At 34.2% G+C, this 20,541-nt stretch carries 12 protein-coding genes; 8 read left to right on the plus strand and 4 right to left on the minus strand.

The annotated features are described in order from the left end of the window. The first annotated feature begins 214 nt into the window (after positions 1-214). Positions 215-2,350: a hypothetical protein gene (locus VB776_RS03445; RefSeq protein ID WP_323326055.1), complete on the plus strand. Its 2,136-nt coding sequence runs from the start codon at positions 215-217 to the stop codon at positions 2,348-2,350. Positions 2,351-2,568: 218 nt separating this feature from the next. On the opposite strand, the gene priA is transcribed toward VB776_RS03445, so the two are convergent. Further along, a complete protein-coding gene (gene priA / locus VB776_RS03450) occupies positions 2,569-5,079 on the minus strand; it encodes a replication restart helicase PriA (protein ID WP_323326058.1) in 2,511 nt (836 codons plus the stop codon). 188 nt (positions 5,080-5,267) lie between these two features. Between priA and VB776_RS03455 the strand changes: the two genes are divergently transcribed. From VB776_RS03455 to pheT, 7 genes are all read left to right on the plus strand, one after another. Continuing rightward, entirely contained in the window at positions 5,268-5,924 is a 657-nt protein-coding gene (locus VB776_RS03455) for a LysE family translocator (protein WP_323326060.1), read from the plus strand. A 94-nt stretch (positions 5,925-6,018) separates the two neighbouring features. Beyond that, entirely contained in the window at positions 6,019-8,010 is a 1,992-nt protein-coding gene (locus tag VB776_RS03460; RefSeq protein ID WP_323326062.1) for a DUF3857 domain-containing protein, read from the plus strand. A gap of 189 nt (positions 8,011-8,199) precedes the next feature. Next, entirely contained in the window at positions 8,200-10,194 is a 1,995-nt protein-coding gene (locus tag VB776_RS03465) for a DUF3857 domain-containing protein (protein WP_323326064.1), read from the plus strand. A gap of 3 nt (positions 10,195-10,197) precedes the next feature. Next, a complete protein-coding gene (locus tag VB776_RS03470) occupies positions 10,198-12,105 on the plus strand; it encodes a DUF3857 domain-containing protein (RefSeq protein WP_323326066.1) in 1,908 nt (635 codons plus the stop codon). 70 nt (positions 12,106-12,175) lie between these two features. After that, on the plus strand, positions 12,176-13,210 hold the full coding sequence (locus VB776_RS03475; protein ID WP_323326068.1) for a hypothetical protein: 1,035 nt from the start codon (positions 12,176-12,178) through the stop codon (positions 13,208-13,210). 78 nt (positions 13,211-13,288) lie between these two features. After that, the gene (locus tag VB776_RS03480; RefSeq protein WP_323326070.1) at positions 13,289-14,641 is read left to right on the plus strand and encodes a S41 family peptidase; all 1,353 of its coding nucleotides are present in this window, start codon (positions 13,289-13,291) and stop codon (positions 14,639-14,641) included. A 167-nt stretch (positions 14,642-14,808) separates the two neighbouring features. Next, the gene (gene pheT / locus VB776_RS03485) at positions 14,809-17,235 is read left to right on the plus strand and encodes a phenylalanine--tRNA ligase subunit beta (RefSeq protein ID WP_323326113.1); all 2,427 of its coding nucleotides are present in this window, start codon (positions 14,809-14,811) and stop codon (positions 17,233-17,235) included. 67 nt (positions 17,236-17,302) lie between these two features. Here pheT and VB776_RS03490 read toward each other — a convergent pair whose 3' ends face one another. The 3 genes from VB776_RS03490 to VB776_RS03500 are packed head-to-tail and all read right to left on the minus strand — an operon-like array spanning position 17,303 to position 20,395. After that, entirely contained in the window at positions 17,303-18,232 is a 930-nt protein-coding gene (locus VB776_RS03490) for a phosphatase domain-containing protein (RefSeq protein ID WP_323326072.1), read from the minus strand. Between the two features lie 7 nt (positions 18,233-18,239). Beyond that, positions 18,240-19,280, minus strand: a complete 1,041-nt coding sequence (locus tag VB776_RS03495) for a DNA polymerase beta superfamily protein (protein WP_323326074.1) — start codon at positions 19,278-19,280, stop codon at positions 18,240-18,242. A 14-nt stretch (positions 19,281-19,294) separates the two neighbouring features. Then, positions 19,295-20,395 carry a slipin family protein gene (locus VB776_RS03500; RefSeq protein ID WP_323326076.1) on the minus strand — a complete coding sequence of 367 codons (1,101 nt, stop codon included), beginning with the start codon at positions 20,393-20,395 and terminating at the stop codon, positions 19,295-19,297. Positions 20,396-20,541 lie beyond the last annotated feature (146 nt).

A 20,541-nucleotide genomic window follows, 5' to 3' on the forward strand; every position in this document is an offset into this window, starting at 1 on the left:
GAAAATCATTAGTATTGTTATGTTTTTTTGATGCAGTGTGTGAAATTAATATGGTTATTACTAATAATGTTTTGTCTTTTGTATGTTTGATGCCTTATTCTTATAATACATAGTTCTATTCTTTTAAGTTAAATATATTTCAAAATAGCAAAAAGATTCATTAAAGCCCTATATAAAGGCTTTGTCAAATAGATAAAAATTAAAACCGCATGAGATGAAAAAATACTTTTTATTATTAGTTATAATTTTTAGCATATTAGTACTTAATAAAAGTTATGGTCAAATATCTGTTTATTTTTGTGAGAAAACAGGAGCTATTGGTATTGCTACAGGAGTTACTAATGAAGGTTTTGAAAGAGATGAAAGAGCTAGAGTGGATTGTATTAACAAGGGGGGAGAATCTCCTTGGCCAATTGTAAATGGTAATAATATAGGTTCAGGGTGTTATGCCGTTGTAAGAGGAAGAACAGCTAGTGGAGCAAATGCTTGTGGTGTTGCCTATGGAGGTAATAGAACAATAGCCCAATGTATTGAAGCAGCAAAGAGAGAAGCTATTTTTAGAAATGCTACTGAAAACAGCCTATCTGTTTATACACAAGGATGTGTTGAGCCACTACCCCCTCAAAAATCTCCTAATAATAATCAAACTCCAACTGTAAAACCTGAATGGTCTGATTGGAGACCCTTTACTGCTCAAGATTGTAATCTTAATATTGAATATAGATATTTGGTAGAAAGAGGTTTTGCTTTAAACTATCAAGTACATATGTGGTTTGAGGTTCGAAATAACAATAATAAGACCGTTTCTTATACTTTTAACTTATTGGATAGTAAAGATAAAGTGCATTTTGGAGATAAACACACTACTAATCCAGGAGAAACAACACGTTTTGTTCATAAAATGAGTGGTGATTATATAAAAAAATGGCAACCTAAAGACATTGTTTATACTACAACTGGAAGACCTGTTTGTGAAAAAGAAGTAACCCAACAAGTCAACAATCAAAATAATCCTTCGAACGATAGCCAAAAAGCAAACCAGACAAGTTCTCAAACCAACATAATGGAGCTCATTAGTAAAAAAAATAACTTGTGTGAGGAGTTTAATAATTTGATAAAGAATGGAGGTAATGCAAACCCAACATTTGTAGATCTATGCACAGGAAACCAATCTAATTATTCAATCAATGATCATGCACGTTTAAATAATGAGATTGCTAGATTAGAAAGTGCAATAAGTATAATGAATAAGCAAACAGAAGGAAAAACAAAAACTCAAGAAGAACAACAGAGAAAACAGAACGAATTACAAAAAAGACAACAAGAAGAACAAGAACGTATTAGAAAAGCTCAGGAAGCAAAAAGAGCACAATTTGATGGAGCTATTCAAAACGGTGATAACGCATTGAACAGTAAACAGTATGACAATGCAATGAGTTATTACAGCCTTGCTAAAAACTATGCTCAAAACTCTAATGAAAGTACTTTTGCACAAAATAAATACAATCAAGCCTTTGAGGCTAAAAAAACAGCAGAACGACAAGTAAGAGTTGCAAAACAACAAGAAAAAGATAAAAAGGAAAATTTAGAATATGCAGGTTTAGCAACAAGTGTTGGAGGTATGATGGCTCTATTAAATGATAGTTATAGTTATAAATGGTATGCCATGAAATTCCAAGCTGGTTTGGGCTATGAAAATTTCCCTATTTATAGCAATAATGCAAGTCAATATCATGTAAATAATTCGTATATAGAATCTTTCACGCTTCCAACTTTTCACATGGGCTTTAAATCTGGATTTTTTAATAACAAAGGAGTATCTTTTATGCTCAATCCTTTATTGAATGCAGGTTTTAGTGCATTAAGTGCTGGTACAAGTGGAGGTTATGTTGAGTATGGTTCAACAGCAACATTATATTTAAGCCACAAATCTCGCTCAAAATTTAAAGTTTTTGCTGAAGGAGGCTATTTTAATAGAGAAGGGAATTATTCTTACGATGCAGATGCAGCAAATGGTGGAAATTCTGCAACTGATGATGTTAGAAAAGGTACTTTTAAGTATGATATTATGAAATACGGAGGAGGATTTATGTATCATCTGATATATGATGGGAAAGAAACTTATATGCGTCCTGCCGTATTTTTTGAGAAGCCTTCTTTCTTTACAAAAGATGATAAGCCTGTTTTAAATTTTAATTTTCAAGTAAATATCTCAAGTGAAATAATTTTTGATTTCAACTACTCGACGGATTATTTTATTGGAGGAGATGTTACTTATCCAACAACATTACAATCAGAGAAAATGAAATACTTTAGTATAAAAATTATTAAGCAAGGTAAGTTATATTAATAATAATTACGAAGTATATGTTTTATAAAATTTCAGCCTATAGGCTGAAATTTTTTTGCCTTTTTAAGTCGAAAAGGCTAAAAGACCTTTACTCTCTCTGATGAATCCAAATATATTTTTGCCATTCCAATAAATAAATTACACTTAATTTAGGTGTAAAGTAAAACATTACTCGGACTAAATAAGCTAGCAAACCATAAAAATGGGATAAACTCAAACTACCCACAATCCACATCCACGACAATTCCAACGCCTTTAAAGTCTTTTGATAGTGCTATATTTTGTACTTGTTCGGCAATAAAGGCTTTTGCTCCTTTTAGATTGATGGTTTTTTCGAGTTTTATCATGATTTCAAATAAATACTGATTCCGTACTCTTTCTACCAATGGTTTTTCTGGGCCTAATACTCTTGGTGTTCCCAATTTTTCGATAAGCTTTTGGGCTAAAGCTTGGGCTGCTTTTTCGGCATTGGGTTGGTCGATATGTCTTAAAGTAATCTTGATTATTCTGGTAAAAGGTGGATATTGAAAGTCTTCTCGCTCCTTGATTTCGTCTTGATACAAACCTTCGTAATCATTTTCAATAATCTGTTGCAGTATTTTTTGCTTTGGATTATTGGTCTGAATCAATACTTTTCCTTGCGTTCCTCTTCGTCCTGCTCGTCCTGCTACTTGTGTCAGCATCTGAAACGCTCTTTCTGAAGAACGAAAATCTGGAAAATGAATCATTCTATCCGCATCAAAAATGCAGACAAGGCTTACTTTTTCAAAGTCTAATCCTTTAGAAACCATTTGCGTACCCACCAAAATATCTACCGCACCGCTTTCTACTTCATTAATCAGGGTTTGGAAAGCCGTTTTGGTTCTGGTAGTATCTAAATCCATGCGGGCGATTTTGGCATTTGGCAAAAAGATTTGTAATTCTTCTTCCAATTTTTCTGTGCCATAACCTCTTGTTTTCAACTTGGTAGAACCGCAAGCCTGACAAGTTTTTGACATCGGTTCGTGGTGTCCGCAATAATGACAACGCAATTCCTGATTGCTGTAATGATAAGTAAGACTCACATCACAATTGGGACAAGCCGCAATAGTATCGCAATCTTCGCACTGAATATAAGGCGAATAACCCCGACGATTTTGAAATAAAATGGTCTGTTGTTTTTTCTCCAGATTCAAGCCCATTGTGTCTAACATCAGGTTTGAAAAATCACCTTTGGTTAGTTTTTGTTTTCGAGCCGCCTTAATGTCGATAAGTTCAATATCGGGCAATTGCGTATTACCAAAACGCTCTTTCATTTCTACAAAACCATATCTTTCTGTTTTAGCATTGTAAAAACTTTCGATAGAAGGCGTTGCAGAACCCAACAATACTTTGGCTTTTTGTCGATGAGCAATCACGACCGCCACATCTCTGGCATGATAGCGAGGAGCAGGGTCGAATTGTTTATAAGAAGTTTCGTGTTCTTCATCCACGATAATAAGTCCAAGATTATCAAAAGGCAAAAACACCGCAGAACGCACGCCTACCACAAATTGAAATTTGCCCGAAACTACACCTTTCCATACTTCAACCCGTTCATTATCCGAAAAGCGAGAATGATAAATTCCCATTTTATCGCCAAAAACTTTGCGTAGTCGCACCACAATTTGGGTCGTTAGGGCAATTTCTGGCAATAAATACAATACTTGCGAGCCACTTTCTAGTACTTGTTCAATCAGTTTGATATATACTTCGGTTTTTCCACTGCCCGTAATGCCATGTAAAAGCGTAGTGTCTTTTGTCTGAAAACTTTGCATGATTTCAGTAAAAGCTTTTTCTTGAGATTCGGAAAGTACGGGCGTTGGAGCTTCCACAAAGTCAAGGTCCTCTTCAAAGCGACTAACGATTACTTCAAATTGTTCAAGAATACCATTTTTCAATAAAGTACTCAGCGAACTTTCCGAAACATTGGCTTTGGTCAAGGCACTTTTTTCTAAACCTTTTTTGTTCAATTCAGGCGTGCGGAGGACGGGAACGAACTTTAAATAATTCAAAATCACATCCAATTGTTTGGGCGATTTTTCTAATTCGCCAATCAAAGCCGTTAAGTAACTTGCATCTTCATAAAAAGGATTTAGCCTGATTTTTTTAAGAATTTTGGGCGTATATTTTTCACGTACTTCTTCAAAAACAATGACAGCCTTTTTCTGAATTAAAGACTTAATGATGTGATAAACATTCTTTACTTCGGCAAAACGTGAGAGTTCATCATAATTCAAAGACTGATGTTTTTTCAGTTCTTCAATGATTTCGTTTTCACGTTCTGTCAATAAAGCAGGCTGGTCGAATTCGGGATTAAACTGTACTTTCGATAAACTCGAAATCTTCAAACCCGAAGGCAAAGCAATGTTCAGTACTTCGCCGACGGTACACATATAATAATCGGCAATCCAATAGAAAAGCTCAATTTGTTTGGTATTCACCAAAGGAGCGTCATCTAATATTTCTAAGATATATTTGGCTTGATATTTTTCTGGCGGTTTGTTGTGGATACGGGCAATAACAGCCGTAACCACCTTGGTTTTCCCGAATTGTACAATCACTCTTAAACCCGTAGTGATGCTGGCAGCGTACTCACGTGGCACACGATACGTAAAAGTATTCGGTACAGCAACGGGTACAATTACATCGGCAAAAAGGGTGATTTCTTCTGTATATAAACTTGTTTGATTAGTTTCTAAGGATTGCATTTGCGTGATTGAAGTATTCCTAAAGTTTGAAAATGAATTGAGCGAATACTAAATTATTTCTCGAAATTGTTGAGATGACCGCAATTTACGGGAAATAATGTTTTGGTAATGCAGCCGACCAGCCATAAATAGATAAATCTCGTAGTTTTGTTGCTAATACTCGCTTTTGACTAAAAGCCATAATTAACATGCTAAAATTACTCCTCATTTTCTCCATTACCTTCCTCATCAGTTTTGCGGGTTCATTTCATCCTGGGCCTTTGAATATGTCGGTGATTCAAAATACTTTGAAGAAAAATCTTCGTGCAGGACTGTGGATGACTTTTGGAGGAGTAATTCCTGAAATGATTTATGGCTATTTGGCTGTTGAAGGCTTAAAGATATTTGAACGATACCCACTTATTTTTGAAATCATGCAATGGGCTGTTTTGCCAATTTTATTATTGGTTGGTTGGAATTATTTAAAACCTAAAAAAGCGTTTATCGAATCCCCAAAAGCTTCTGATGTTAAAACCGAACCTAAAATTGCAGTCGGTGGAGGAGATATTTTTAGAGGTTTTCTTTTGTCCTTGCTCAATCCACAACTTTTACCTTTTTGGTTGATTATCTTGATTAATTATCAGAATTACAGTTTCTTAAAGATTGAAAATGAATTCGATAAAGTTGCTTTTGTGTTAGGAGCAAGTATTGGTGCTTTCTTCTTGAATTATCTCTGTGCATTCATTGCTAATCAAAAAAGAGGGCTAATTTTCGAATATTTATCACAGAATATGTTCGATAAAATTATGGGTTGGACTTTTATTTTTATAGCTTTTTTGCAAGCTGTAAAGCTATTGGTGTTTTAATAAAATAAAGTTTTTGAATATTTTTTTGAGAGTTCTAATTTTATGAGTAATTATGCGATAATTTATTAAACCATAATTAACTAATTTAATTCCAATGACACCTAGATTTACTTTTCACAAGTGTATTCTACTGATTACTTGTGTGCTATTAGGTTTTTATACCAAAGCTCAAACTCCCACTCCGATTACTTTCGGTAAAGTAGATTTGAAAGACCTTCAAATGAAAAGCTATCCCAAAGACACTGCTGCTGAAGCAGTTGTACTTTGCGACTATGGCGAATACGCTTATTACTTTGGTAAAGACATGCCAAAAGTTACTTATCGCCGACACATCCGCATCAAAATTCTCAAGAAATCTGGCTTTGAATATGCAAGTCAGAAAATCCCGTTTTATGTGACAGACAATGTCGATAAAGCAGAAACAATCAGTAATCTGAAAGCAATAACTTGGAATGTAGAAAATGGAAGCCCGACAAGCTATACGATGTCGGACGATGAATTTTTTGAGGAAAAAGAAACAAATACACTTTACTATAAAAAATTTACTTTCCCACAAGTTAGAGAAGGCTCTGTGCTAGAATATTCTTATGAAATAGAATCGGGCTTGTGGTATCGTTTACGCAATTGGAATTTCCAAACCAGTATTCCTACACTTTGGAGTGAATTGCGTGCTGAAATCCCAGCTTATTTTGACTATAAAATTACATTGAACAGTCTTTTGCCTTTGAAAGTGCAAGAAACAAAACAGGGTAGTCAGAATTTTATGCGTAGCAGTGTTCGTGACCCTTATCTTGCTTATAGATTTGCCATTGAGGATATTCCTGCTTTAAAAAAAGAACCTTTTTTGACAACCCTTGAAAACTATCGTTCTAAACTTAGTTTTGAATTAGCGGTAACTTATTTACCCAACCAAGGAAAAATAGATTATTCGCAAACTTGGGAGGCACTCAATGAAACTTTATTGATGAGTGATTATTTCGGAAAGCAAATCAAGAAATATGATGAAGCTCAGAATATTGCCAAGCTCCTAAAAACACAAACCAAAGATTCATTGGCTTTACTGACGGCTGCCTATCAGTATATTCAAAGTAATATGAAATGGGACGGTGAAAATGAAGTATTTACCTCAAGTGTTAATTTGAATAAAGTAGCAGAAAAGGGCTTAGGGAATTCAGCAGAAATCAATTTGATGTTGGTACGTTTACTTCGTGAATGTGGTTTTGATGCCAACCCGATGATATTGAGTACTCGTGAAAATGGTTTACCGACAGATTTAGTTTTATTAGATAGATTTGATTTTACTATCGCACATGTTTCCTTGAATGGTAAAGATATTTTGCTAGACGCAACTAGCAAATATGCTCAAGTAGATATGCTTCCGCTACATTGTTTGAATGAAAAAGGGAGATTGATTGTCAGAAAAAATAGTCGTTGGATACCGATTCCTGCTCGCCCAATAAGCAGAAAAGTAAGTTTGATTAACATGGAAATTTTGCCTGACCAACAGATGAAAGGAAACGTAAATATTTCTTATGTTGGGCATGATGCTGTTTTTTTTAGATCAGCGGTATTGAGTAAAGGAAAAGAGGATTACATCAGTAATTTCAAGAAAAACAAACCCAACCAGACTATCAGTAAGTTGGATTTATTGGCTATTGATTCCTTAGGGCTGATGCCAGAGATGAAAATCCAAACGGTTTATAATGAAGCCTACACCATCGCTGGCGACCGCATCTATTATACTCCGATGCTTGATTTGGGAGAAGAAACCAATCCATTCAAATCGCCAATCAGAAATTATCCCGTTGAGTTTGGTGTACCACAAGAAGAAACATTCAGTGCTATTTTCAAAATTCCTGCTGACTATGTAGTAGAAGAAATGCCAAAAGGTGAAAGTATTACTTTACCCAATAATGGCGGTCGTTTTGATTTTAGAGTAACATTATTGGAAGGAGAAGTTAAAATAGACAGCAAAGTAAGTTTAAAGAAAGCACTTTACAGCAGTGAAGAGTATTCGGCTCTACGAGAATTTTACAACAGAATTATTGCTAAACATGCAGAGCAGATTATTTTGAAGAAGAAGTAAAAAGCAATGTAACTTTGAAATCTGGCTTTGTAGTTGGGAGTGTGTTGACTCCCTAAGAATAAATTGATTGAGAATGTAAACTTATAAGGATTTGAGGTTAAGGTTCTTATTATTAGTTGATTATAAAATTATTACAGGTTTGATTTAATACTTATAAACTCACTACATACATTAATAATACACATACAAATGAAAAAAAATACCTTTTTTAAAAGTAGCCTTGGTTGCTTTTTATTATTCCTAGTAACCTTTTCAATCAATGCCCAAAATAGTCCTATCAAATATGGCAAAGTGGACATGGCTGATTTACAAATGAAAGCCTACGACAAAGATACTTCTGCCGAAGCAGTAGTACTTTGCGATTTCGGAACGCACAATTACACCTATCGTGAAGGACAAGGTTTAAAAGTTGCTTATGAAAGGCATCGAAGAATCAAAATCCTCAAGAAATCTGGTTATGAATGGGCTACTTATTCATTTGGATTGAGTAATTCCAGAACAGGAACTGCTAAAGAATACTCTTCTAATATCAAAGGAGCCACTTACAATTTAGTAGATGGAAAAATCGTAACGACCAAATTAGAAAAAAGCTCAATCTTCCTAGAAAAGAAAAGTGAGAATCTGATGATTCAAAAAATCACATTGCCCAATGTTCAAGAAGGCTCAGTCATAGAATATTCATACAGAATTGAATCAGACTTTGATACAGAAGTTCGTTCTTGGGAATTCCAAAGAAGTATTCCAACACTGTGGAGTGAATATCAAGTAAAAGTGCCAGATTTTTACCAATTCCAATTAATTACACAAGGTTATGAACCTTTTGTGGTATCATCCATCACTAAAGAATCTTTGAATTTTGGTCCTGGTTTAGAGGGTGTCGCTGCTACCTATTACAGATTTGTTCAGAAAGATGTACCTGCTTTAAAAGTAGAACCATACATTACTACGATTGAAGATTATCGTTCGCAAGTTGAGTTTGAGATTTCTGCTTATGTGCCAACAGGAGGTATTCCCAAACATTTTTCTTCTACATGGAATGATTTCTCAAAAACCTTAACCAATTATGATAATTTCGGAAGGTTACTCAACAAAGGAGGTTTTCTGAAAGAAGTAGCCGCAACGATTAGAGCAACTGCCAAAGATAGTTTGTCTAAAATTCAAGCAGCCTATAATTATGTTGCCAAGAATATGACTTGGAATCAGCAAAAGAGTTTCTATGCAAGTGGAACGTTGAAAAAGGCTTTTGAAGCAAAAACGGGAAATTCGGCAGACTTGAATTTGATGTTGATTGCTTTGCTCAGAGAATTGGATATTGAAGCTGACCCCGTTGTGTTGAGTACTAGAGATAACGGGCGAGTATTAGATTTTTATGTGCTTGAACGCAAGTTCAATTATGTAATTGCGGCGGTAGATGTACAAGGACAATGGTTATTGATAGATGCTACAGAGCCAGGAATGCCTTTGGGGACTTTACCGATGCGTTGTTTGAATGGAAAAGGAAGATGGATTCATGGTGAATCAGGCGATTGGGTTGAACTAAAAACCAATGCAAAACTAGCAAAAACATTGATTGCAAACTTTGAAATTTTGCCAGAAGGACAAATAAAAGGACAATTAAGCATCAATCACATCAGTTATGCAGCACATGACGAACGCATGCAAATCAAAAAAGATACCAAAGCAAAATACATTGATAATCTTAAAAAATCGCATAATAACTGGGAAGTAAAAAAAGTTGAGATTGAAGATGAAAACGAAATTGAAAGACCGCTACAAGTAAAACTAGATTTGAATATCAATGAAGGGGTAGGAGTAGCAGGAGATAGAATTTATTTTAATCCGATGATTGGTGAGGGCGAAAACAAAAACCCTTTCACTACATTAGAAAGAAGATTTCCAGTTGATTTTGGTACTTTGATTGAAGATAGTTTTATCGCTACTTATACCATACCAAAAGGTTATGTAGTTGAAGAAATGCCTAAAAGTTTAAGAGTGAATTTACCAGAAGATGCTGGCAGATTTGCTTTTATGGTGGCTAAATCAGAAGATATTATTACGATTTCTAGCAAAGTTATGTTAAAGAAAACCATGTATTTTGCCGAAGAATATGAATTACTAAAAAGGTTTTACGACCAAATTATTCAGAAACACGCAGAACAAATAGTTTTAAAGAAAGCCCAATAAATAATGAAAGCATTTATCATCAGTTCACTACTATTGACAAGTATTTTGAGTAATTCTTTTGCTCAGAATACTTGGAATGTAGCCAGCATTCCAGCAGAATTAAAGGAAAAAGCACATGCTGTAATTCGTAAAAGCGAAACCATTTTTACGGTTAAAAACCTAGGAGAAGCTACTGAAAAGAATCATAGAGTAATCACTATTTTGGATGAACAAGGCTTACAATATGCTTCTATGACGCTTTTTTATAGTAAGCTTGAAAAAGTAAATAATTTTGAAGGTGTATTGTACGACAGTAATGGAGAAAAAGTAAAAAAAATAAAGAAGGATGATATTCAAGATGGGAGTGCCGTTGGAAATGGAACACTTTTTGGCGACAACCGTTATAAACATGCGGAATTCAAATATGCGATTTTCCCTTTCACGGTAGAGTTCACAACAGAAACAACAAATAAAAATTTACTTTTTTATCCGATGTGGTTTCCGCAAGAAGACGAAGAAAATGTAGCAGTTGAACAATCGTCTTTAAAAATACAAATGCCTGCCAATTTGCCACTTCGTTATAAATCAATTAACGGATTAGCAGAACCTACCTTGGAAAATATTGCAGAAACGAAAAGTTATACTTGGCAAGTAAAGAATTTACAAGTTTATGAAAATGAACTTTATTCACCTAAATGGACACGCTACGGAAAAGGAGTATTGACTGCTCCGAATGAGTTTGAAGTAGAAGGTTTCAAAGGAAGTATGAAAACGTGGAAAGATTTGGGTGAGTTTGATAATATTTTAGGAAAAGGAAGAGACGTTTTACCCGAAAATGTTCAACAAGAAGTAAAACAATTGGTAGCAAATATTAGCGACCCAACCTTGAAAGTAAAAAAGGTTTATGAGTACTTACAATCTAAAACCCGTTACATTTCTATTCAATTAGGAATTGGTGGTTGGCAACCTTTTGAAGCGAGTTATGTAGCCGAAAAAGGTTACGGCGATTGTAAAGCATTGTCGAATTACACAAAAGCCTTGTTGAAAAGTGTTGGCATAGAATCATTTTATGCGTCCATCAGAGGAGGAAGTAACGAGCGAGATATTCATTCAGATTTCCCTTCTCAGCAATTTAATCACGTAATTGTGTGCGTGCCAATGAAAAACGATACTATTTGGCTGGAATGTACTTCACAAGATAATGCTTTTGGTTATTTGTCTGATTTTACAAGTGACCGTTATGCACTTTTATCAACACCAGAAGGAGGGAAATTAGTGCGAACGCCAGTTTATAAAGCCAAAGACAATCAGCAAAATAGGAATATTAAAGTAGCTTTGGCAGAAGATGGAAATGCTACAGTTACTGCTGTAACAGAATATACTGGACTTTTATCGGATGATTATTCGGATATTAAAAACTTATCAAGCAGAGAAGAACAGCAAAAACATCTTTATAAAAGAATTAATATTCCCAGTTTTGAAGTAAACAGTTTTTCTATTCAAGATGAAAAGAAAAGAATTCCAACGGCTACTGTAAAATTAGATTTGAATGTAAGGAAGTGTGCATCAAAAAGTGGAACGAGATTGTTTTTAACGCCTAATTTAATGTCGGCGATTAATACTGTTCCGCCAGCGTTGGATAAACCTCGTCAAACAGAAGTAGTGTTAAAAGTTGCTTTGACCGAAACCGATTCTGTTACTTATCAATTACCTAAAAATGCTACTTTAGAATTTAAACCAGAAGGAATTAAGTTTGAAAACCGTTTTGGTACTTATCAATCAGAATTTCAGGTAAAAGATGGAAGCTTATTGTACATTAGAAAATTAGTGAGAAATCAAGGCAAATTTCCACCAGAAAGCTATGCTGAACTCATTGAATATTACAAAAAAGTAAGCAAAGCTGATAGAACACAAGTGGTTTTGAAGCTTTAGGATAAGTGTCTATTTTTGTTAGAATTTATGGCAAATTATAGATTCTAGGACTAATAACTAATATATCAAAATGAAAAACATTGAGCTACTAAAACTAGAGGGGAAATTACAAAATCAAGCAATAATTGATTTATTGGAACATGATACATTTTTAACTAAAACTCAAATTGATGAAATTATTGAAATTGGTGAAGATGTATTGCCAGATTTAAGATTAATTATTGAGGCATATTTGGAGAATCTTGATTCCCTCAAAGAGTATTCCGAAAACTTAGTTCCTTTTTTTCATATTACTAATTTTTTGTCTTATTTGAAAGATGAGAATGCTTTTGATTTAATGATAAGGCATATCAAAAGTGATTTTAATGTACTGTCTGATATTTATGAGGATTCAATAAATGACCAGCTACCTCTTTTCTGTGCTATGTTTCCAAACAGAATAAAGGAAGTAGAAGAAGCTTTGTATGATAGAAGTATCACTTATGCCAATAAAGATTTGTTAAGTGATGTATTTGTCAAAATGGCAATCATTCATGATAATGAAATCGTTAAGCAAGAAGCGATTTCAGTCTTGTTAAAATATCTTGAATTTTTATCTATTCCTGAAAATAGAGAAGGTTTTGCAATCACTGAAGGTGAAGATATTTCTTGGATAAATCTCGACGAACACCTTGCTTTTCTTATTAGTGATTTGTACAATTTGTTAGGAGAAGATGTAGCAACGGATTATGTTAAATCTCTATTCGAGCAAGATTTAGTTGAAACTAATATTTTTGGAGATTTGGATGAACTATTGGAAAGCAAACGAGAGTCATTTGATGCGTACCCAGATATATATGGAGTTAATGAGGAATGGGAGGAGTTGGTCGAAGAACAGAGACAATTTGAGGAAAATCGTAAACGATTAGAGGAAGAAAATCGTTTACTACAAGCACAGAGAATGGCTCTTTTAAATCAAGCAGAAAAGTTTGAAAAACTCTACAAGCAATACAATAGAAATGATAAAGTAAGTGTAAAATATGAAGATGGCACAATTTTGAAAGATGTTAAATTTAAAAAAATTGAGGAGGATTTGAAAAATGAAAAGTGTTCAATAATTAGCTGATGCTCATAAGCAACTTTAATGCTCAATAATTTTAGTTTGTGAACGTTAAGTATTTATTCCAAATCAAAACAAATTATTATGCTTCATAAAACTAAATACATTGCAATTTTTGGATTGCTTTTTACACTTACTTGGTTTTCGGCTTGCAAGAAAACAGAAGACGATGTTGTCAATAATGCAACAAAAGACGTAAGAGATAGTGTTTATGCTATTTCACAATCGTTATACCTCTGGAATACGAGTTTACCAACAGCTACATTATTTAAACCGACAAGTTATCCAACTGCTGACTCGGTGATGAGAAAAGTAAGAACTTATAGTCCTTTCGTAAATGGAAAATATCAAGATAGATGGAGTTTTGCCATTGAGAAATCTGTTTGGGATAATTATGTAAGTGGAAATAGTTCAGATGCTGGAGTACAGTATGGCTTTGTAAGTGCGACAGATTTAAGAGTGAAATTAGTTTATTCGCAGTCACCAGCGGGTTTGTTGGGAGTAAAACGTGGTTGGAAAGTATTGAAAATCAACGGAGTTGATGCTACAACGACTAATATTAATCAGTTAAATACAGAATTAGGTAAGAGTTCTCAGACAACTGTTTTTGTGAAACCTGATGGTACGCAACAAACACTTACTCTTACTGCGGGAGCTTACAAAGCTGATTATGTAATGAACCCGAAAGTGTTTTCTGTCAACGGAAATAATGTAGCTTATTTTGCCTTTGATTCATTTTTAGGAGATGCTATTGGTAATAAAACTGCTCAGACAACGCTTAATGTCTTAGACCAAACATTTGCTGATTTTAAATCAAAAAATGTCACAGAATTAATTTTAGATTTAAGGTATAATGGAGGAGGTTATGGACTGGTTTCTAATTATTTAGGTAATTTAATTGCTCCAACGTCTGCCATTGGTAAAATATTTGCCAAAACAGAGCATAATACTATTTACACACAATACAATAGCACAGATTATTTTGCAAATGCTGCCAATGGATTGAAACTAAGTAGAATAGTAATCATAGTAGATAAAGGAACTGCATCGGCAAGCGAGGAATTAATAAATGCTTTAAAACCTGTTATGACCGTTAAATTGATTGGAAATACAACACATGGCAAACCAGTGGGTTATTATGCAATTCCAACGATGGATTATTACGCTTTTCCAGTTGCTTTTCGAAATGTTAATTCAGCAGGAACAGGCGATTTTTATGAAGGTTTTTCAGTAGATAAAGTTCAGACGGATGATTTTACCAAAGATTTAGGCGATGAGAATGAAGCTTGCCTGAAATCTGCTTTGGAGTATTACAGAACGGGTGTCTTACAATCAACAACTCAGACAGCTAGAATTAGTGCTGAAATAAATCAATTGAATAGTAAAATATCAAAAGAGCGATTGAAATTAACGGTTTATGATTTTCCTCAAAAGTAACCTTGTAAGGTTATTTTAAACTCAAAGAATAAAAATCTTTACCCCACAAGATTCAAGCAATCTTGTGGGGTTTATTTTTGTCTTCTTTTTTTTGATTAACTTTGTATTTCCGAGAAATTTTAAAAGGAATGAATTTCTCAATCACGAAATCTTACATTGCATTTAGAATGAAAATCTCCCTTAATTGGCTTAAACAATTTGTAGAAATAACAGAGTCGGCTCAAGAATTAGATCAACTCTTAACTGGAACGGGCTTAGAAGTAGAATCCATCGAGCGTCACGAAGCAATTTTGGGCGGTTTACAAGGTTTTGTAGTAGGTGAAGTACTTACTTGTGAGCGATTTATGGTCAAGGAAAAACAGTTGAGCTTAACTACTGTTGATGTGGGTGGAGAAACGCCTTCACAAATTGTTTGTGGTGCTACCAACGTTGAAGCCGGACAAAAAGTAATTGTTGCTACTGTCGGAACTACGCTTTACGACCATGCAAAAGGTGTTGAGATTTTTAAAATCACCAGTAAAAAAACTTACGGACATCTTTCGGAAGGAATGATTTGTGCCGAAGACGAAATCGGACTTGGTACTTCACACGCTGGTATTATGGTGTTGGATACCGATTTGCCAAATGGAACGCCTGCGGCTCAGTACTTTAATTTAGAAGCAGATTTATTAATCGAAATCGGATTAACGCCCAACCGTGCAGACGCTGCTTCGCATTGGGGAGTAGCTCGTGATATTAAAGCTAAAACTGGTCGTGCTATTACTCTGCCTTCGGTTGAAGCTTTCAAAGTTGATAATAATAACTTTCCGATTGAATTAATCGTTGAAGACGCTACGGCTTGTCCACGTTTTTGTGGTGTAACTCTTGATGGCGTAACGGTGAAAGAATCGCCAGAATGGTTGCGTAAATATTTGGAAACCATTGGTTTGCGTTCAATTAATAATATTGTAGATATTACCAATTATATCTGTCATGGCTTAGGGCAACCGATGCACGCTTACGACTGGATTGCCATTTCAGGACAAAAAGTAATTGTAAAAACTTTGCCAGCAGGTACAAAATTTACTACACTCGACGAAGTAGAACGTACTTTGGGCGAAACAGATTTGATGGTTTGTAATGGCGACGAACCGATGGGAATCGCTGGAATTTTTGGTGGAACAAAATCAGGAATCAAACCAGAAACGACTCGTGTTTATTTAGAAGTAGCCTATTTCGACCCTGCTTCGGTAAGAAAAACGGCTCAACGTCATGGCTTGAAAACGGATGCTTCTTTCCGTTTTGAACGTGGAACAGACCCAAATGCCAAATTATACGCTTTGAAATATGCAGCTTTGTTGATTCAAGAATTGGCAGGTGGCGTAATTGCTTCGGAAGTATCTGATTTTTACCCGAATCCCATTGCAGATTTCAGCATTCCAGTTTTATATAAAAACGTAAACCGTTTGATTGGTAAAACCTTGGATAAAGCTTTAGTAAAATCAATTCTTGAATCTTTAGATATTGCGATTCAGAACGAAGACGAAAATGGTTTTACGGCAATCGTTCCGCCTTACCGTGTGGACGTTACTCGTGAAGCCGACGTAATTGAAGAAGTACTTAGAATTTATGGTTTTGAAAATGTAGAATTGTCTGAAAATCTTGGAACGGAATTTTTATCTGGTTTCCCGCAAAAAGACAGAGAACAATTACAATTAAAAATTTCGCAAGTATTGGCGGCGAATGGTTTCAACGAAATCATTACCAATTCTTTAACAAAACCTGCTTATTCTGCCTTGATTAAAGCAGATTTACCGAATGATGACGTTGAGATTTTAAACAAATTATCAGAAGATTTAGGCGTAATGCGTCAGTCGATGGTGTTTTCTGGTTTAGAAGTATTGGCACACAATATCAACCGTCGTCAGAAAGATTTGAAAATGTTTGATTTTGGAAAAACCTATCACAAAATCAATGATAAATACGTTGAAAAACGCCATTTAGCTTTGTATGTAACGGGAAATACAGAAAATGAAACGTGGCAATTGAAATCACAAAAAGTAGCTTTCCATACTTTGGCAAGTGCTGTAAATAAAGTATTGGGAAGTTTAGGTTTCAAAAATCTTGACACAAAACCTTTAGAAGGAACGGCAACTTTTGAATATGGTTTGAGCTACGTCTTGAACAAAAAAGAAGTAGCTAAAGTAGGTTTAGTAAAACCAAATGTGGCGAAAAAAGCAGAAGTAAAACAGCACGTTTTCTTTGCTGATTTTGATTGGGATTACTTGTTCAAACAATATAACGACAAAGCAGTTTTTGTAGAATTACCGAAATTCCCAGAAGTACGTCGTGACCTTTCTTTGGTGATTGACAAAACTGTTACTTTCGACCAAATTCAGAAATTGGCACGTAATTATGAGAAAAACTTGTTGCGTCAAATCAATGTTTTTGATGTGTATCAAGGTGAAAACTTAGGAGCAGATAAGAAATCTTATTCAGTAAGTTTCATTCTTCAAGATTACGAACAAACCTTGACGGACAAAGTAATCGACAAAACAATGGAAAAACTAATGGCAGCTTTTGAAAAAGAAATCGGAGCAGTGATTAGAAAATAAATTTATCTGATTGAAAAAATTAAAGGTCACAAGAATTACTGTTCTTGTGACCTTTAATTTTTAGCCCTTAAAAGTTTCCATAATTTACTTGCAAACAAGCTAAACCCAGTTCGTTTCTCCATAAGTCAACTATTTGATTACGGTCGTCCAAAATGAATTCTACGAAAAATACATCTTTAATATACTGCTCATAAAACTCTTTCTTTATTTCAACATCTTTACGACTATCACCTGTTTTTCGCATGTATAGGGCATCATATTGAATGCGATTATAATGTAACCAATTAATCGTTTGACTTTTTGCTTGGTCTTCTCTGCCCGAAATCAAGATGATTTTTGACCCTTTTTGATGATAGGTTTTCAATATTGCAGCAATAGGTTCATTCAGTAAATCTGTTTCACAGCTTTTAGAATCATAAGGACTTCTATCATGAATGATAGCTAAAGTGCCATCTAAATCACAAATAATAGCTGGCGGTAAACTATCGTCTTGTACTTCATAATATGGTCCACGTTCTTTAGTCCTTGATTTTGATGGCTTAATAGTATCGGAAGTTATATCAGTTTTTTTCAACATATACTGATGATAGAATTTCATAATTACTTCCCGACCTACTTTCTTGTCTCGTCTTTCGTCTCGAATAATACATTCTTCTAAAGACGTATCAAATTCTTTAAATGTTATGGTTACTTTTTTGCCAGTTTCTTTTACATATTTTTGTGCTACTTCACGAATCCTCTCAATGGGTTTTTCCGAAAGGTTTGTGTCATCTATTACCACATTTTTGCCTTCTTTCAAGGCTTCCATTAGCATTAGATTGCGAACAGTATCGACAAATTTTTCGTTTTCCAGCGAATACTCAGAGGAGTCTAACATCTCTCTCAACTCATCTTTATTAAGCCTTTTCCAAGAACCTTTATTGTCTCGAATCAACTTTCTTGCAAAAGTCGATTTTCCACTGGCTGGTAAGCCTCTTAATATTAATATTTCCTTCATAAAATCTCTATAAATTTACTGCTTCTCTTACTTCTAATAATAGCGAATTAACAAATAGTGTTTCAATGTCATTAGGCAAAGTACAGGTATCGAAAAGTTGGTGCAACTGCTCAATTTCATACTCTGCCTGTTCTATAAAAGCCTCCAAATCAATTTCTCCATGTCTTATTTTCAAAAGTTCTTTGGCATTTGGTCGTCGTACATGAATAGTTCCTTCCATAGCAATCTCAAAGGCAATGTCCAATAATCTTCGGCAATGCAAAAGGTTCTTTCCATCTATTTGTTGTCCATGATTATTTATATCAACATACCTTTGCGTATTTCGTTTAGTCAACCATTCGTTATATTGTTTGTATTCTCGGCAATGTGCTGAATACCCTTCCTGATTGTAATATAAAATAGTCAATGGGTTTTCTTCTTTTGGGATACTTGAAAGCTTCAAAGCATTGCTTTTTTCTGCCACAATTCCATGATAGCCCAAACAGTTCAGTGCATCGTAATACAATGAAAAACAATCTTTAAAATGGTTTAAAGCCACCAACCCACATTGGTTTTCATCAAGTTGATTGATAGCCAAATACGTTAAGAGTGGAATAGTTTTTCCATTTTCATACACATAACAAAAATCGTAAGGAGACTTTCTTTTTACTTTCTCATGTTCCCAATTCATCTTCTTTTGTAGTCCTTTAGCTTTTTTGATTTGGGCAATAGCATATCCACCAAAAGAGTGTAAACATTTTTTGGTCAGGAATTTATGTCTTTGACGAATGATTAAATCGAAAGCAGGATGTTTTTCAATGATACAGTCTTCGGGCATAAACAATAACTCCAACATCGTAGGGTTTGCAGATTGGAGTAATTGTAAATATCGTCTAACTTCATAATAACATTCATCCTTACTAAGCTCAATTTGTTCAAGGTAGTTAAACCCAATTAAGTCTTTGGTCGATTGGGCATAAACGCCTTTATAATCAATATCAGAGTTTACAGTATTAGTACCATAGGCTTGGCTACCTACTATGGTTTTGAAGAGTGTAGTCGTGTTCATTGGCTATAAAGTATTTATTTCTTCCCTGAAATAAACATTTGTTTTAATTGATCTAATACTTGTCCACCCCCAGTGACTGAGATAGTGTTGATTTTATCTGCTATTTTTTCGATGTATTCCATTTCTTTTAATCTAAATAACATTTCATTTTCCTCCATTAATTTAGCTGTATTCAATAAACTACGAGTTGAAGCAGTCTCTTCTCGTCGCATGATGATATTCGCTTGAGCTTTCTTTTCAGCTATTAGTACTTGGTTCATAATGTCTTTCATTTCGCCAGATAAAATAATGTCTTTAATTCCGCAGCCTACTATACTAACACCAAGTACTTCTGTTTTAGAAGTAATAGATGTAATAATGAATGAAGATACACTTTCTTTTTTCTCCAAAAGTTCATCTAAGGTCAAAGTACCAATATATTCTCGCAACGCTAATTGAATAGATACATATAATTGTTTTTCATAGTCTTTGTTTTCTAAAGCAGCTTTAATGATGTCAATTATTTTATATTGAGCAAAGAAATTCAACCGTAAGGATGCTTTATCCTTTGTCAAGATTTCTTGTCCAGATATTTCAATTTGAAGAATACGAGTATCTATTTTGGCAATATGAATAGAAATGCTATTTTTCCACCAATAATAGGTTCCTGCAACTAATTGTTTCTGAAATTTACCATCTACAAATAATAGTGCTTTTTCATACGACTCTACGTTGAAAGTACGAACAAAAGGTAAAAGTTTAGTGGTTAAGGTTGTTAAATTGATAGCTTCTGTAATTTCAATTTTACTTAAATCTACTTTCGTGTAGGTATAACTGATTAAACCTTTCCAAAACGCATATTTACCAGTTGTCAGCGTAGTTTTAAACAACTCGTTTTCATATTGTAAGAAAACTTCATTGTCTTTTACTTCTATAATATCCAGCATTGAGGCAATTTTTGTGTCTTGCAAGAGTATGTTTAAATTGTAATTAATCGTAAAGGGTTCTGTCATATCATATACCTTACAAGTTTCATAAGGCATCAACCAATAATTCCCTTCTGTTAAGACTTTACTGTAATTTTCATTTTTGAAAACTAACCCAATTTTATATGCTGATATTTTTATGTACTTCATTGCTTTATTTGTTTTTTGTGAAAAAATAGCCAATTAAACCATCCAAAAAATGCGGATTTGATTTGAGTAAGAAAGCTGTTAAAAGGTATTTAGTTAATTGGTTGATTTTAATTTGAGCTCAGAATTTATTAACCAATTATTTTATC

This window comes from Arcicella gelida (assembly GCF_034931025.1).
GTDB classification, from domain to species: Bacteria; Bacteroidota; Bacteroidia; order Cytophagales; family Spirosomataceae; genus Arcicella; species Arcicella gelida.